Here is a 15,411-nt window from a genome sequence, read left to right as displayed (position 1 = left end):
AACCACTGTTCGAACCGTCGCCGCATCCCGCTGCACGACCGCCACCCCCTGGCGCTCACAACTTGTGGTCAGCCACTTCATGAATTCTTCTCGGCTCCATGGCCGCTCCCACACATCGGTCTCGGACTTCACAGATCTCGCCCGTCAGCCCCAGTTGCCGAACAACACTCGGCCACACCGCCGCCAGGGTCGTCATCGGTGCCGGGTGGGTATTGCGCGGCGAGCATGGCCCGGTCGTATTCGGCGCGCCAGGCGATGCGTTGGGCTATGGCGGCCATGAGCAGATGCGCCCGCGAGGGGATGCGGGTTCCGGGCGCGATCCTGGCCCAGGTGTAGCGGTGCGGGTCTGGGGTGGGTTTGTCGATTCCCACCGCCGCGAGGGTGGCGCGGACGAATTCCATTCGGTCGGCCTGGTGGTCACCGAGGGTTTTCCCGGTCCACAGTTCCGAGGTCAGCACCCGGTTACCTGGCAAACCCAAGGTTTCGCGTCGATGCGCCCGCGCCTTGCAGCGGCCAGGTTGCATCCGTGATTTCGCACCCTTGGGGACGATCCCGTACAACAGCCACACACTGCACCGTTCCGAACACGGTGTGCGACACAGCGCTTGGTGTAGGCGCTCGTAATGGGCGTGTTGCCGTGCGGTTTTCGCTTCCAGTACCTCACTGACCGATTTCGTGAGGTACTTGCACAGGTAGCCGATATGCCGGTTGGCTTCCTCCGTGCCGCCCAAGATGCCCTTGGAATGCACCTGTGTACCGAACCGCACCAGGTGCGCCGGGTCCTCGTGATCCCAGGTGGTTTCCATCGCGGCATCCCAGCTTCGCAACGGTTCCCGTGTGTCCGGGTCGACGAACGTCTTGCGCTCCCGGTCCCACAACGGCACCCGCGCCCCGCCGTAGACCATCTCGGCCGGCTGCGGCCACCACACTTGGTGATAGGTAGCTTCGGTGACTTGCCGAATGATCCGGTGCGGGATGTCACCGCGGATCGCGATATGCACATGCGGTGCGCCGCGCCGTTGGGGTTCGACGCTGGCGAAGTACTGCACGTTCCAGCCGACCACGCGGCGCAGGTTTTGAATCCAGCGGGAGAACAACCGAGCGAACCAGATCGCATCCCACGCCGCCCGCTCGTAGTCGTAGCTGTCGAGGTCGATGGGGGTGCCGTCGTCGCGATCAACGCGCCCGTAGCTGTCCAGGGTGAGTGTGATCATCATTGAGGGTTTGAACTTGCCCGCGTACTCCCGCCCGAGCGTGCGGTTCTGGATCGGGTTACGCGGCAGTTCCGGCACGTCCGGGCGGCGACGGGTAGACCGAGCACGCCCGGTGTCGGTGTCAGGATCTGCATCACTGTCAGGATCGGTACCGCTGTCAGCATCGTCGGAGTCGGTATCGGGGTCAGGGTCGACCTCGATACCGGCATTGGTGATGTCCTGCGGTGCTGGCGTTTTGCCGCGCATTCCCAAAGCTGCCAGCTGTTTGTCCACCCACACGATTTCCGCGCGCACTTCCTCCGCGTCTTGGGTCCAGCCTTTGGATTCGGCTTCGGTCAACGTCACCATCAGATCAGCCCGGTAGTACATGAGGCCGGTCTGATCGAATGTCGGTTGTGCACGCGGTATTTCGGGTTCGTGGTCCAGGTGCCAGCCTTCGCGGCACTGGGCAAGTCGCAACGCCTTCGCCTTGCTCGCGCACACCGTGCACACCGCTTCCATCGTGTTGCCACACGGCACCGGGATATGCGAGACCGCCCCCGTCATGGTGTCGGTGCGTTCGAGGACCATCGGCCGGATGCACACCCCGAACCGTTTCGCGGTTTCCACCGCCACCTCATCGAACGACGGCCCCCGCTCAGGTGGTTTCTCGTCGCCCTCGCTTGCGTGTGTCTGGCCGTCGCCGACCGTGTTTGTCATGAGATCACCTGTCCCGTCTCGAAGACGCGGCACCAGGCCGAGCGCGAATCTTGGCCCGATGCCGCATGGAATCTAAAAGCCAACTGCCGGAACAGATTTCAGTAGTGAATGTGACGCCGCCGGTACGACAGTCACCAGGCGCTACCCGCGCCGCAAAGTTTTCGAGGATGCGCTACCCGCGCTGAATGAGAATGCCGCTCGCAGAGGATGTTTCGTGATTTTGCCCGGCGCGGCTTATACCAGGCCAACTATCGTTGTCGAAGTGCGTGGTTCCCCTAGTAATTGGGGGTATTGATCAGGGGCGTTCCCATACCGTGAGGCTGGCGATGACCATCGAGGCAGATCGGGTTTGTTCATGCTGCCCCGTCGTCTTGGTCCCTGTCGGCGGGTTTGCTCATGTCCACGATCGGTTCGCCGTCGGTATCGCGCGGTAGCGGCGGGTAGGTAGCCATGATCCAGCGGATATCGTCGTCGGTGACGTGGTAGGCGCGTGCCCGCGTGATGTCGGTGGAGCCTTCTTCTTGGACGTAGGCGACACCGGGTGTCGTTTCCGGGATTTCATCGCACAACGCGCCCCGATCACGACCGGACGGCCCGAACAACATGTTCGGCTGAGTTGGTTCGGCCATGCGCAGCCCCAACCGGCACGGAAAAAGCTGCCTCATCTCAACGATGTCCTTACTCGGGTCCTGAAGACACGCCACGACCGGAGCAGCGACCGCGCGAGACTGGGTCAGCACCACACCCAACAACCGCGAGATTTCGTCTTTGATCTTGCGGTCGCTGTAATAGGCGGTCAGGCTCGCGGCCTCATCGATGAGCACCACCACCAGCGGCTCATCCACGGTCGGTGTGATCTTGCGTTCCCACTTGTCCATATAGATGTTTCCGCGTTCCTGCACCAACTCCACCGCATCCCGCAGGATCGCGACAGCGCCCGGACCGTTATCAGATGCGAAGCGCGCTAACCACTTTCGAGCGGCACCGTATTCCATACCGCCCTTCGGGTCGATCATCCACAACACCACCCAGCCCTCTCGGATAGCTGGACCCAACGCGGCGATCAACGACCACACCACCGAGCCCTTGCCCGAGCCGGTCTCACCGGCCACCAAGATCTGATTGCCCAGCAGCCGCACTTGCCACGGTGTGCCCATCTCGGTCAACCCGATCGTAAGTGCTTCCAGGTCAACGGTTTTCGGCTCCACCCGAGGAAACGGGACCGGTTCCAACAGCCGATCGGCGTGGATGACCTGCACCCGCACCCACCCAGGTTCCGCGAGACGCACCCGCACTCGCAGCGCCCCGAACGAGTGCCGTAACGCATCAGCCTGCTTGGCCCACTGCTCTGCGGTTTGTCCCTTCAACAGCTTGATCAGCAGCTCATCGGCGGTATCGCCGATAGTGACTTTCGCCAGCCGTGGTGTCAGCACGCCGGTATCGAGGATCGTGGTCAGCTTGTGCAGCGCGGTGAGGGTCTTCCAGCCGCGCCGGTAGCGCTTCCACGACAGGTACCGCGACCGTATCCGTCCCCACACCCATCGGCGCCACGAGTTCGGCCACCACGCCCACCACAACACCCACCCAGCCACCGACAACGCCGCCACCCCAACCCCGTACGGCCAGCCCAGCCACCACCACACCGCCCCAGCACCCGCGACCGGGAGCGAGATCATCGGGAACAGCAGTGCCCACCACAGCACATGCGCCAACCCCAGCACTGCCGCTTCGAGGGTGAACATCAATGCTTGGCCGAGATCATCGAGCACCGTTGGTGTCCCGGTAGGGGGTTTCTGATATTCCGCTGAACGGATCATGACAAAACCTTTCGAGATGTAGCGAATGTTCTTGCTCTACAGGCGATTACGACGCCCGGTAGGGTTATGCGGGGTGGGTCCGCTCACGCAGACGAGTGGACCCACCCCGCTTTGTGTGTCAACGCCTGAAGTCAGGCGCTTTTCGCGTTCGAACCGCTCGGGCGAGGCCCGGGAGCCGGGGCGTACCCGGTGGCCCGCACGATGTAGGCCAGGTACTTGAATTGGTCCTGACCAGCGATCCGGGGTTGCAGCGTGACACCGGTCAGCGTGACCGGCCGGAGGTTGTCTCCGATCTCCGCTGCCGTGGGTACCGGTTCCTCATCCGCCAGCAAGATCACTTCATAGCTGGCCCGGCGCGCGGTGCGTTCGGCTGGATCACTCACGGTGATCTTCCACTGCAACAATCCGGTGACAGGGTCACGCTTGTGCGGTCCCGGCCGGTTCGGATCACCGGTATATTCGGTATCCGCACGGACCGGCCCCATCTGGTAGCAGCCAGCGTAGAAATGATTTTCGAACGGCACCGGGAACCGGTATTCCTTCCGTGGATCTTTTTGATCTTTCAGTGATTCAGTAGCCATTGGCGTGGCCTTTCTGGGTTATGTGTTCGATGTGTGTCGAGGACGACCATCAGAAACCTCACAGACGGTCAAGGGCACGGCATCAACCGCGCCGTCAAGGGCTCATGACCAGCGCAACCGGTGGCCCACGCGCCCCTGACCACACCCCATCGACCCGGCACCAGCCCGCCAGCTCCCCACACCTGACGACCCCGCTCGACTTTCCACCTACGCCCCCATGCTCTACTGTGGACACAGCAGAACCTCCGTTTCTGCGACCAGTGATAAGAGGGGACTCCAACACCGACGACCAAATCGCATTGGAGTTTCTTTTGCGTTCACGGCTGTCCCCTCGTTGGCGCGGGGGGACAGCTCGCGAAACTTATTCGGAATTACCGATATGTAATTCTTTCCGCATAATTTTCACCTCCTTTCTCCGATTGCCATGATCGCCCGGTACTCCAGCGGATGTGTGGTCTACCCACACTCGCGCTGCGACATCGATGGCCCAAGACGCACATCCACGAGAGGTCGCAGCCTCGAAGCACATGGCAGGACAACAGAACTCGCGCGGGCAAACCACACCATCACGTACCGCGCAACACTCAGCGGCACGGACACTTCCGCGCGTGAATCGGGACTCACCCATGATCGGGTGCCACTCGACCGATTCGTACCAGGGCAGGCTTGAACCCGGCGTCACCGGAACAACCTCCTCTCTCCCAACGCCGATCCGTGATCATCCCCTGGTGCACTTCCATTGGACCTGCCCCACCAGCACGCGTCAAGCAACCCCCGCAACAAACCCACACGCAAGTCATGGGAAACCGCAACGCATGTCGCGCACGTCACACTCCATGCCATGAATCGGCACTGCTCCGCGATAGACCTGCCCAGCACTGAATCTCCTTGTCCGTCAGTAGAAGACGCCGCAACCGGCCGCGCAGACCACGCGAAACAGCAAGGCATCCGCATCGAAAATCCGTTACCGGAACAAGAGATTCAGAAGAAGGGTGACACCGCCGGGCCGACGCCACGGGCGCTACACGCGCGAAAAGGATTCGGTGACATAAGAAGCGCTGTACCGCGCGCGGGCCGCCACTAACACGCATCACTCATAGACAAGACGGCACCATCGAGCATACGCCTACCCAAGACCTACCCCGGACTGCGCCGAAGCTGCTTGTGCACCAACAACTTACAGTCAGTGATCGGACTAGGCCGGTTACCAGCCACCGCGGCCGCTGAGCATCAGCTCAATCTCAACAACCCGCCGCTCCAACCGCGCCGAATGAATACCATCCGCAGCCTTCCTAGCGGCCCCGATAGTCTCCTGCGCCGCGTCGAAATCTCGGTTTCGCGCGTACGACTCCGCCAGCCAAGTCTGATAGAGCGCGACCTCCCGCGCCCGATCCTTCGGATAGTTGTCGATCGCCCGTTGCAGCAAAGGCCGGGCGCGCGACGGATCGCCCAGTTCCACGAAGCATCGTCCCGCCATCACATCGATTTCGGATCGGTCCATCCAGTACACCCATTCGGGTTCCTCGACACCAGCTGTCCGCCGCCCATAGGTGTCGTCCACGGTATCCAGGGCGCGCATTGCGCCATCACGGTCACGGGCGCGGGCTGCGGCCCATGCCACTCGCTCAGTCAGCAGCGCTGCGACCACCGGTGTGGGCCCCTGTGCCCCTTTGACCGCAGTGCGGGCCAGAAGGACGGCCTCATCCGGGTGGCCGACGTTCGCGATCTGATAACTCAAGCTCGAGAGCAGTTGGCCCGTGAGTATGCGATCCCCTGCCTGCCTAGCTGCTTTCGCGCCGTCCAGATAGGTGTATTGGGCGTGCCCGTAGTACCCAGCATCACTGGCGACCCATCCAACGAGCTGTGAGAGCTCGCCAGCCGCCGTCAAGAGGCGACGGCCGATGTCGTCGGCATAGCTGCATTCGTTGATGACCGTTCGGAGGTCTTCAAGTTCCTTGACGACGAGCGGGAACAGGTCCTTGCCGCCGACCGCGTCGTCAAGATGGCGGAGGTCAATAACGCGCTGCTCAACGTCGTCCGCAAGTGAACGCCCAACCCGATGCCCTACCGCCGAGTGAGTGACCGGAGCGGAATCAGACACCAGCCACTCATGAGCCAGCCGGATCGGGTCATCCGGCGGTGCCGTCAAGGCCGATATGGGGATATTCAACGCACGCGAGTAGGCAACGATGTGCTCCGGCTTCACGTCCCGCTGATCATTCTCCAACATGCCGAGCATCGACTTGGAGAAGTGAGTCCTGGCCGCGACAGCCGACAGGCTGACCCCTTGTGATTCGCGGGCCAGCCGAAGCAGTGAGCCGGGCTTATCCATGGATCTGCGGCACCGATCTGTGGACGCTAGTGGACGCTGAACTTGTTCTCTGTCAAGCCTTCTGACACGAGACTACTACTCAGTGCACGTCAGCCGACGTTTCATCAAGAACCGACGCCCGTGCGCGGCGCTCGTAGCCCGGATGTCGGCCGATTCCCCTGCCTTCATCGGCACGCCAACATTCGGGACGGGTGCAACTAGCCGCCGTACTGAGGGGTCACGATGTCGAGCCCAGATCTACCGCACCGCCCAGCATTCGTTGGCCCGCCGATCCCGTGGCCGGTCGACCGCCGTCGCCATGTTATCGAGCAGTGCATCAACGCTCTACACGAGTGGCAACCCGAGCAAACCCACACCGAACAACCCGACGCAGAGGTCTAAACCGATGGACCACATACCTTTTGGCGATACCGCGCTGTCCCGCTGCCACTTCTACAGACGGGCGTGTGATCTTCCCGCGAATGTCGACCCGCCTCAGCTCGGCCGGATCGTGATGAAGGTTGAGCACGTGGGGGCGCTGACCATGCCCGCTCACCTCGGTCAGTCCGTGAAAACCCATATGCAGCAGCGTGGTTCGGATCTTGGCCCGGTGTGCTCTCACCCACGCCAGAACAGGTGGACATTCCTCATCCGACCGGACATCCCCGATGACACGCGCCTGTTCGCTGAGATGTACCGCCTCGATGTCCAGGTAATACGTGCGGGCGGCACCGTGGCGTTACCGTCGCCAGCCGATCAAGGCACACAGTTCCGACGGTGGATCGAACCGCCACGGTGCACGTTCCGACCGTCTGGGCTTGTCGTCGTCGATGCGATTCGCGCGTGTTCGGGTCGGTATCGGCCCGTGCGGAGGTGGGCCGCTCATGTCTGAATGTGACTGTGGGCCGTGGGTCAAACTCTCCATGTGCGGGATTGGGAGCATCAACGGCAAGACCGGGGAGTTGGAGTCAGTCCAGTGTCCGTCCCGCTTCTGCATGACTATGGCCCCGCTGGTCGACGGGAAGATCGGTGACCATTACGGCATCACGGACCTGCTGTCTCCGTTGCCGTGTCCGTGGATCGGGGTTCGGGTTGTGAATGACGTCGACGACTTCATACCTGATGACTCCGCACCAGTCCCCCCGACACAAGGGCAGCGGCCATGACAGTCAATACTTTGGCTCCGAAGGCGATTGGTGTTCTTTCGCTCGATGTGAGCGGACCGCACCGGTTGCGGGACGAACGAGTGATCACCGAGTTGGCGCAGCGACGCGGTTACGCCCTGACTGGGTTGGTCACCATCGGTGACGACACGTTCATGCCGACAGCCCTCATTGTGGGGACGGCACGCGGCAAGGGAGCAGCGGCGGTAATCGCGCCGAGCATGGCCCACTTCAGCAGTCGCGTCCGGGCTATCGCTCTGGCGTGTGACTTGATCACGCCTACCAAGTTCGTGGCCTGCACGGGCACCGAACGGTTACGGAGCCGTCATGAGTGAACAAGTTTCCCCACTACCGGACGTACCCGACGTGCACCTGAGCGTGTTCCTCCACGGGGTGCGGATGGACTTCGCCGCATGTCTTACCGCCGCACTAACTTTCATCGAAGAGCATCGGGCACGCCACTACGTCGACGCGGTAAATGTGCTCCCTGGCGACACCACCGGCCTTCAGCGCCTACCGAATGAACGACTCTTCCTGTCACCGTGAGATGAGAGACTAACCGGGCACGGACAGTGACTATACGGAGGGATGATCGGCGTGGGAAATGATGAACAGATCGGTTTCGATATCGAATTCGATGACAAAACCCAGGAATTTTTGGATTGGGCCGCACCCGAGCATATGGAATCGAAGATAAGTAGGTTCCTCACCGAAACCGTTCCCGATGTCGCGGACTATTCGACGGATACATGGTGGAAGCCTCCGCTGTTGACTCGCATTCTCGAAGCCGCGAAAGAACTGTTCGCCGACCCGGATGGATTCATTGCGCCCGAGAACCGGGACCGCGCGGACCAGTTCGTCCGATTCCTCGGCGAATGCTGTATACGGCGGAATCCCGGAATGACGTGGACGAACAAGCCGGAATACGGAACACTCCCGCCGCTGTATACCGATTTCGGGCCAGCTGTCCACTATGCCGATACCGGGCTGACAGAGACGCCGAAATCACTGGTGAACTGGCTTTTCGACGATGACGGTCCGAAGATGGTCGATTATTGCATTCGAACGGCTGGAAAACCAGTCTGATTTGAACCAGCGAGGGGGGCGCTGTGCCCGACGAATACGATGCCGCTCGGCGCGACATGTCGAATTACGAAAAAGGACTCTATTTCGAACTCGGTAGAGCGCATATACGAGGTGAAACCCCAGAAAGAGGCTGGGTGCGGCAATTCGCGATATCAATCAACGGCAAGAGTCGCATACTGGATTCAGCCCGCTCCGACGGAAAAGGCGTCAGAAGTGTCGAACGAAAATCGGGAAGAGTAAACGAAGCAGACGCGCGAAAGCAACTCGGCCTAGAGCGGCAAGGGCTCGACTCCAGGCAAGTGACTCACAGCACTTGGGAAACGGTCGAAGGCGAAAAAGTCCCGGATAAAGTGCTCGGCGATATGCAGAAATTGGCGCTTGATTTTCCCGGACGGTTTCGTCACGAGACCGTTTCCCGCGCTGATGCGGCGCGAGCGATACGACTCGGTCAGTCCCTGGTATCTCAGCAACTCGAATTGATCAGGGCATACGAGCTGACTCGTGCCGACCGTGCACGTAAACGGCTAGGGAAAATCCGAGAAATCGTGCGGGCGCGGGAAGCCAAGGCGAAAGACGAGCGCGCTCAAGAGAAAGCGCCTCAGCAGCGAGGAATAACGAAAGAGCGAGACGAGCAGGCGCGGGAGAACAAGGCTCGAGACGAACGCGCCAGGGTCGAACCTGAGCCTGCCACACGGGTAATGCGGGAACTTCCGACCTGGGCGCAGATACTCACCCGAGAAGACAACCGAGATAACGCGCAACCGCCCACCCGCACCGACCGGGAAGCGCAAGCGCTGGAGATGCCCGGCCTAGAGATCAAACCGGGACACGCACAAGAACCCCCGGCACCACCACCCGCACCACAGCGAACCCCGGAGCAGACACAGGCGAACGCTCTGGCACGAGCTGTACAGGAACGCGACAACGCGAGAGCACTAGCAATAGAAAATGGGCTATCGCCACAGATGATGGGCATTCTCGGACTTAACAGCAACGACCCACCCAAGATGATCGACGCCGACGCAGCGCGGATAGACGCCGAGTCTGAACGGAGCCGGTCGATACATCAGCAACGCGAACGTGAACGCTCCGAACGCGAACGCGAAGGCCGACACCGTGGCGAGTAGCGCTGGAATTCTGAGCCCCGCTGTGGCGGATTCGGCTACCCCAGTCCTGGAACCTGCGTGCGAGGTTGCCTGCCGGGATGCGTCGCGGATCGAGCGGGCTTACCGATCAGTCTCGCGAAATCTGTTGTGCCGCAAGCTTGATGACCTTATGTAGAGAGTGAAAGAAGATTGGGAGCCCCCGGAAGAGAAAGAAAAAAGATGAAATGGTCGCAATACTGCGGCCTCAGGCCATACGCGCGATAACACTTCGCCAAGAACTCCTCATACATTGGTCCTTGGCCGTTGTCATTTGTGTAGTTCTTAACCTCTGCGAGAAACATTTGGCCGTCGAACTCGCCGCCACGCATGAAGCCGCCCAAGTCGAACGAAAAGGTCTCTCCTGCCGCCTGATCGAAGGTCAGCTTCGCAACAGCTGCCGGATGAGGGTTGAGCCATCGCGCATCAACTCGCGTAGTCCGGTCAAGCCAACGCTTGGCGTCCTGCGCTCCACGTGCACCCTTAACGTGCAGGCTTTCTCCCACCGCTCCCACCTATAAGAGGCTACTGCAATCGCAGTTCAGTTGCGGTTTCTTGACGAAGCCTGGCGATACACCACCATCCTGCCTGAGGCAGAACCACTTTCGGCTCATGCCTCGGCCGACACCCTTCCTGCCTGTACGCGCATGACGCTCGACTAGATGGGGCTGATGAGCGGCACCCGACAAGTGCTCGCTGCCTGGAATCATCCTTGCGTGGCATGCAGTGTGCCGACCCGGCCAAACGTACCCGCACCTTCGCACCGGTCGCCCGCAGCACCGACGGAATATAGGCTGCATCAGTGGAAACGTACGCCCATCAGGGGTGGTTTTTAGTACTTGTCGGCCTCATCAACAAGACAGCGCCATCGGGCATACCCCACCCGAGAGCTACCCCGCACTACGTCGAAACTGGTTGCGTGCCAACAATTCACGGTCAGCGATAGCGCTGGTAGGCGACAACTTGGGTTCCTCCGGCCAATCGGTCGTGAATTCCCTGGTGCGTAGGGCTTTTCGAGATCGTGTATCCGATGTTCAGTGCTATGGCGAAGGAAATCAGCGCGAACAAATCCGTGTCGGGGGTAGCGATGAGCACTAGCAGGTAGCAGTTGCGGATCAGGGCCGCCGCGAAGCTCGGTTTGCTCGCGTTCCCGGCGCCCCGTACCCGCAGACCCAGCACCCGCATGCCGGGACTCCAACCCACCCAAGCCTGGAACCCCACAAAGTAGAGCAACATCAGGGCCGCAACGATAAGACGGCGGGTGAGCTCGCTCAATCCACCGGTCAGTCCGGTAGCTCCAACTGCGAAGAAGACGGGCAGGAGAAGGACAGTCGAGGCGACAAAATCGATCAACAACGCGGCGAACCGGATCCCTGCCCCCGGCAGTGTTTGTTGTGGTAGCGATCCTAACGGTCGTTGGTCGGCAGCCATGTTTCGGCTCCTCTCGGCTTCGTGCTTGTGGGAGACCCGGTGAGCGGCTCGATTCCCGCCGTGGGCTATTCACCATCTTGTGCACGATCCAGCGACGCGAATACCCAACCTAGGGCTTAGCTCATTAACAGTGCACAACCAAAACCCTTGGGTGATCGATCCCAATCCCAGGGTGCCTATCGACGTCCGACCCTCAGTTGTTGCGGCACTCGTCTGGTTGCAATCGTTCATCGGCCCGGTCGCTCCAACTCGCTGTGGGCCACCGGCACACATAGGCTTGTCCTGTGGAAACGTACGCCCATCAGGGGTGGTTTTTAGTACTTGTCGGCCTGGTAATTCTGGTCGGGCTGGTCGGGATCATCGTCCCGATTCTGCCGGGGGTCATTTTGATCTTCGGCGCCGTTGCCGTGTGGGCGTTCATGACCGGGGGTGCGACGGCGTGGATCGTATTCGCCATCAGCACAGCATTTCTGGTGCTGTCCGGCGTCATCAAATACACCTGGCCGGGCCGGAAGATGAAGGATGCGGGCGTATCCAATCGCGCGCTGTTCATCGGCGCGATCTTCGGCATCGTCGGCTTCTTCATCATCCCCGTAGTCGGGTTGTTCGTGGGGTTCGTTCTGGGCGTATACCTTTCGGAGCTGCATCGACTCCGCGACAACCAACCTGCCTGGCAGGCAACGGTTCACGCCCTCGAGGGTGTGGGTCTGTCGATGCTCATCGAACTCTTCGGTGCGCTGCTGGCGACCGGGGTGTGGGTCATCGGTGCCATCGTGACCTGAGTCGGGGCGAGATCGATGGCGAGTTGCAGGGCTACTAGGCGATGACGCCGACGATCAGCGCGACGATGATTATTACCACTGCCACGACGATGATTGCCGAGGCGATGATTCCGCAGATGTAGCCTGCCATCACCATGCCGCGGCCACCGATCGTGCCGCCGGAACGATCGATGGCGGTCAGTGCGCGCCGCCCCATGAACCAGGCGAACGGCCCGAACAGGGGCCAGATCACCAGGCTCAGAACCCCGAGAATCAATATCAACACGGCCTGGGGATGATCGCTCTGCGGCTGTGGATAACTTGGGTAACCGCCCCACGCTGGAGTTTCGGTCATACAAGAAGCGTATGACCAACCGCGCTGGCGACAGGACGGACTCGGCAAATCAGCGGAAGACGCGGCGGCGACCGGCCCGCGGCCGAGTCGCACTCACTCGATGGCGGGGAACGGAATCGTGTCGGCCGGTTCGAGTCTCGGTAGCTCATCGCGCCGCAGCGGCAGGGTCGGCTGCTCGGTGCGGTGGATCGGCAGGGTAGGCGTCGGATCGGCCTGGATCGCCCGTTCGCGGGCGGGCAGTCGATAGAACGCCCGCGCGTTGTCCTCCAGCACCTTGAACATATCGGTGCCCACCACATCGCAGATCAGATCGACATCGGAATCCCGGAACGGTCGCCCCGCGCGGGTGCCGGGGAGATCGGTGCCGAACATCAGCGCCTCGGGATTGACCGCGTGGATCCGGCGCAGCGTATCGGCCACTTTCATCTGCACCCGACCGAAGCCGGTCGCCTTCACCCGCGCCCCGCGATCCACCAGATCCAGCAGATAGGGCAAACCCTCCTCGGACATGCCGAGATGGTCTATGGAGAACACCGGCAGCTTCGAGATCACCGGCTGCATCGAGGTGAGCATGTTGCCGTCGATATACACCTCGACATGCCAGCCGACGAGGTCGTGCGCGCGCAATGCCTGCAGCGTCATCGCGGTGATATCCGGGGCCGCGCGCTTGACGTTGAACCGCAGCGCACGCACACCGATCCGGTCGAGTTCGATGATCTCTTCGTCGGTGGCGTCGGGGTCCAGCGCGGTGACGCCGACCCACCCCTCGCCGAGCTCCGCGAGCGCCGCTTTCAGGTAGGTCTGATCGGTGCCTTGGAAGGATCCGCTGACCACGGCACCGCCGCCGACATCGAAGCGCGACATACGCTTTCGATAATCGGCGATGGTGAACGGGTCGGGCAGGTAGCCCTCGTTCTCGGCCAGCGCGAACCGCGGGTCGAAGATGTGGAGATGGGCATCGAACACTTGTACAGAATGCCTCAGAGACGGAATTTCCGCTGCCGCAGACCCGACAGATTTTGTGCTGGCGCGCCCGGGTCGGATTGTCGAGAACCACAGGAGGCGACGGTCGCCCCCTGCGGCATTCGTACTAGACCTTGTGCGGCTCGCTGGCGCGCAGCATGTCCTCGCGCTCGACGACCTTGACGCGCTCGCGGCCCTCCGGCTCGCCGAGGGCGCGCTCGTGCGCGTCCAGGCGGTACCAGCCCTGCCACGTGGTGAACGGGATGCCCTTGCTCTCCAGGAATTCGGTGACCGCATCGAGTTCCGGCTCGGCGGCCGGGACGAAGTTCACGCTGTCGTCGAGCAGGCAGGCAACGGTCTCGTTGGCGTCGCCCTTGGTGTGGCCGATGAGGCCGACCGGACCGCGCTTGATCCAGCCGGTGACGTAGGTGGCGGGCAGATAGCGGTCCGCACCGTCGGCGTCCTCGTCGGCGAGGACGCGTCCGGCCTCGTTCGGAACGACACCGGCCTGATCGTCGAACGGCAGGTTGGTCAGGTTCTGCGACAGGTAACCCACGGCGCGGTAGACGGCCTGGACATCCCAGTCCTTGAACACTCCGGTGCCCTTGACATTGCCGGTGCCGTCGAGCTGGGTGCGCTCGGTGCGCAGGCCCGCGACCTTGCCGTCCTCGCCGAGGATCTCGGCCGGGGACTCGAAGAAGTGCAGGAACAACTTGTGCGGGCGGTTACCGACATCGCGGATGGCCCACTGCTCCAGCGTGTTGGCGATCATGTCGACCTGCTTGGAGTGCCGGCGCGCGGCCTCGGAGCCCTCGTCGTAGTCGATGTCCTCGGGATCGACGATGACCTCGATGGTCGGGGAATGATCGAGTTCGCGCAGCTCGAGCGGGGTGAACTTGGCCTGCGCCGGGCCGCGGCGGCCGAAGACGTGCACCTCGATCGCCTTGTTGGCCTTCAGGCCGTTGTAGACGTTCGGCGGGATCTCGGTCGGCAGCAGTTCGTCGCCGGTCTTGGCCAGCACGCGCGCCACGTCGAGTGCGACATTGCCGACACCCAGGACCGCGACCTTCTCCGCCTCCAGCGGCCAGGTGCGCGGCACGTCCGGATGCCCGTCGTACCAGGAGACGAAGTCCGCGGCGCCGTAGCTGCCGTCGAGGTCGATGCCGGGGATGGGCAGCGCGCGGTCGGCGTTGGCGCCGGTGGAGAAGATCACCGCGTCATAGAACGTGCGCAGATCGTCGAGGGTGATGTCGGTGCCGTAATCGATATTGCCGAGCAGGCGGACCTGCGGCTTGTCCAGCACCTTGTGCAGGGCGGTGATGATGCCCTTGATGCGCGGATGGTCCGGCGCGACGCCGTAGCGGATCAACCCGAACGGCGCGGGCATGCGCTCGTACAGGTCGATGCTCACCTCGGCATCGGACTTCATCAACGCGTCGGCGGCGTAGATTCCGGCCGGCCCCGCGCCCACGATCGCGATGCGAAGCGGGCGAGGCCCCGCGGTGTGCGCGCCAGGCCCGGAGGAGGCAGCTTGCGTAACCACGGAGGGCCCGTGCGCACCGCTAGTCGACTCAGCACTCTGTTCGGTCATCTTTTACGCGCACCCTTATGGTCGAAATAATTACGGCGTCAGTCTTAGCTTAGGCTAACTTGACGCACCCTCTCGGTCGCATCTGCTGATGCGAACAGGCGGCCATCTCGGCTATGACAGCAGGCCGCAGTCTCGCGATTCTATCGGTGGCACAGCGCGCACCCTGCGGCGGTGCGTACACCGGGTGTTTGCTGCCCCGGCCCACCTACCGTGACTACCCGCTCTGCGCACATCTATCAAATCCGCGCGGCACGCGTCTCGGGGCCGAATGCCGGATACCGCCGTCCACCAGGGATG

The 15,411-nt window shown here is 62.1% G+C and carries 14 protein-coding genes; 5 read left to right on the top strand and 9 right to left on the bottom strand.

Features of this window, described 5'->3' with window-relative positions; translation table 11 throughout:
• Nucleotides 1–128: 128 nt before the first annotated feature.
• The 4 genes from ACQPZ2_RS04320 to ACQPZ2_RS04305 all read right to left on the bottom strand — a co-directional run bounded on the left by ACQPZ2_RS04320 (nt 129) and on the right by ACQPZ2_RS04305 (nt 6,643).
• Nucleotides 129–1,913, bottom strand: coding sequence for a replication initiator (locus tag ACQPZ2_RS04320; RefSeq protein WP_433524395.1), 1,785 nt, complete (start codon nt 1,911–1,913; stop codon nt 129–131).
• 353 nt (nt 1,914–2,266) lie between these two features.
• A complete protein-coding gene (locus ACQPZ2_RS04315; RefSeq protein ID WP_433524394.1) occupies nt 2,267–3,730 on the bottom strand; it encodes an FtsK/SpoIIIE domain-containing protein in 1,464 nt (487 codons plus the stop codon).
• A 131-nt stretch (nt 3,731–3,861) separates the two neighbouring features.
• Entirely contained in the window at nt 3,862–4,254 is a 393-nt protein-coding gene (locus ACQPZ2_RS04310; protein ID WP_433524393.1) for a hypothetical protein, read from the bottom strand.
• Nucleotides 4,255–5,515: 1,261 nt separating this feature from the next.
• Nucleotides 5,516–6,643, bottom strand: coding sequence for a helix-turn-helix domain-containing protein (locus tag ACQPZ2_RS04305; RefSeq protein ID WP_433524392.1), 1,128 nt, complete (start codon nt 6,641–6,643; stop codon nt 5,516–5,518).
• A 1,141-nt stretch (nt 6,644–7,784) separates the two neighbouring features.
• On the opposite strand from ACQPZ2_RS04305, the gene ACQPZ2_RS04300 reads away from it, so the two are divergent.
• Genes ACQPZ2_RS04300 through ACQPZ2_RS04285 form a run of 4 tightly spaced genes read left to right on the top strand, consistent with a single transcriptional unit; the run spans nt 7,785 to nt 9,998 of the window.
• Nucleotides 7,785–8,120: a hypothetical protein gene (locus ACQPZ2_RS04300; RefSeq protein ID WP_433524391.1), complete on the top strand. Its 336-nt coding sequence runs from the start codon at nt 7,785–7,787 to the stop codon at nt 8,118–8,120.
• Nucleotides 8,113–8,331: a hypothetical protein gene (locus ACQPZ2_RS04295; RefSeq protein ID WP_433524390.1), complete on the top strand. Its 219-nt coding sequence runs from the start codon at nt 8,113–8,115 to the stop codon at nt 8,329–8,331. Before ACQPZ2_RS04300 ends, ACQPZ2_RS04295 begins: the two co-directional genes overlap by 8 nt.
• Before the next feature lie 51 nt (nt 8,332–8,382).
• Complete coding sequence (locus ACQPZ2_RS04290) at nt 8,383–8,871, top strand: hypothetical protein (protein ID WP_433524389.1); 489 nt, start codon at nt 8,383–8,385, stop codon at nt 8,869–8,871.
• A gap of 23 nt (nt 8,872–8,894) precedes the next feature.
• Nucleotides 8,895–9,998 carry a hypothetical protein gene (locus ACQPZ2_RS04285; RefSeq protein ID WP_433524388.1) on the top strand — a complete coding sequence of 368 codons (1,104 nt, stop codon included), beginning with the start codon at nt 8,895–8,897 and terminating at the stop codon, nt 9,996–9,998.
• A 146-nt stretch (nt 9,999–10,144) separates the two neighbouring features.
• Here ACQPZ2_RS04285 and ACQPZ2_RS04280 read toward each other — a convergent pair whose 3' ends face one another.
• Both ACQPZ2_RS04280 and ACQPZ2_RS04275 read right to left on the bottom strand, forming a co-directional pair.
• Nucleotides 10,145–10,519 carry a hypothetical protein gene (locus tag ACQPZ2_RS04280; protein WP_433524387.1) on the bottom strand — a complete coding sequence of 125 codons (375 nt, stop codon included), beginning with the start codon at nt 10,517–10,519 and terminating at the stop codon, nt 10,145–10,147.
• Nucleotides 10,520–10,949: 430 nt separating this feature from the next.
• Nucleotides 10,950–11,444: an RDD family protein gene (locus tag ACQPZ2_RS04275; protein ID WP_433524386.1), complete on the bottom strand. Its 495-nt coding sequence runs from the start codon at nt 11,442–11,444 to the stop codon at nt 10,950–10,952.
• Between the two features lie 284 nt (nt 11,445–11,728).
• On the opposite strand from ACQPZ2_RS04275, the gene ACQPZ2_RS04270 reads away from it, so the two are divergent.
• Complete coding sequence (locus ACQPZ2_RS04270) at nt 11,729–12,226, top strand: DUF456 domain-containing protein (protein ID WP_433524385.1); 498 nt, start codon at nt 11,729–11,731, stop codon at nt 12,224–12,226.
• A 34-nt stretch (nt 12,227–12,260) separates the two neighbouring features.
• On the opposite strand, the gene ACQPZ2_RS04265 is transcribed toward ACQPZ2_RS04270, so the two are convergent.
• The 3 genes from ACQPZ2_RS04265 to ACQPZ2_RS04255 form a co-directional block, all read right to left on the bottom strand.
• Entirely contained in the window at nt 12,261–12,560 is a 300-nt protein-coding gene (locus ACQPZ2_RS04265) for a DUF4190 domain-containing protein (protein WP_433524384.1), read from the bottom strand.
• A gap of 93 nt (nt 12,561–12,653) precedes the next feature.
• Nucleotides 12,654–13,526, bottom strand: a complete 873-nt coding sequence (locus ACQPZ2_RS04260) for an amidohydrolase family protein (protein WP_433524383.1) — start codon at nt 13,524–13,526, stop codon at nt 12,654–12,656.
• 124 nt (nt 13,527–13,650) lie between these two features.
• Nucleotides 13,651–15,066 carry an FAD-dependent oxidoreductase gene (locus tag ACQPZ2_RS04255; protein ID WP_433524382.1) on the bottom strand — a complete coding sequence of 472 codons (1,416 nt, stop codon included), beginning with the start codon at nt 15,064–15,066 and terminating at the stop codon, nt 13,651–13,653.
• Nucleotides 15,067–15,411: the final 345 nt, after the last annotated feature.

The sequence above is a fragment of the Nocardia pseudovaccinii genome (genome assembly GCF_050942345.1).
GTDB classification, from domain to species: domain Bacteria; phylum Actinomycetota; class Actinomycetes; order Mycobacteriales; family Mycobacteriaceae; genus Nocardia; species Nocardia pseudovaccinii.
The sequence above is the reverse complement of the archived record's forward strand: the minus strand, read 5'-3'. Positions and strand labels throughout refer to the sequence as shown.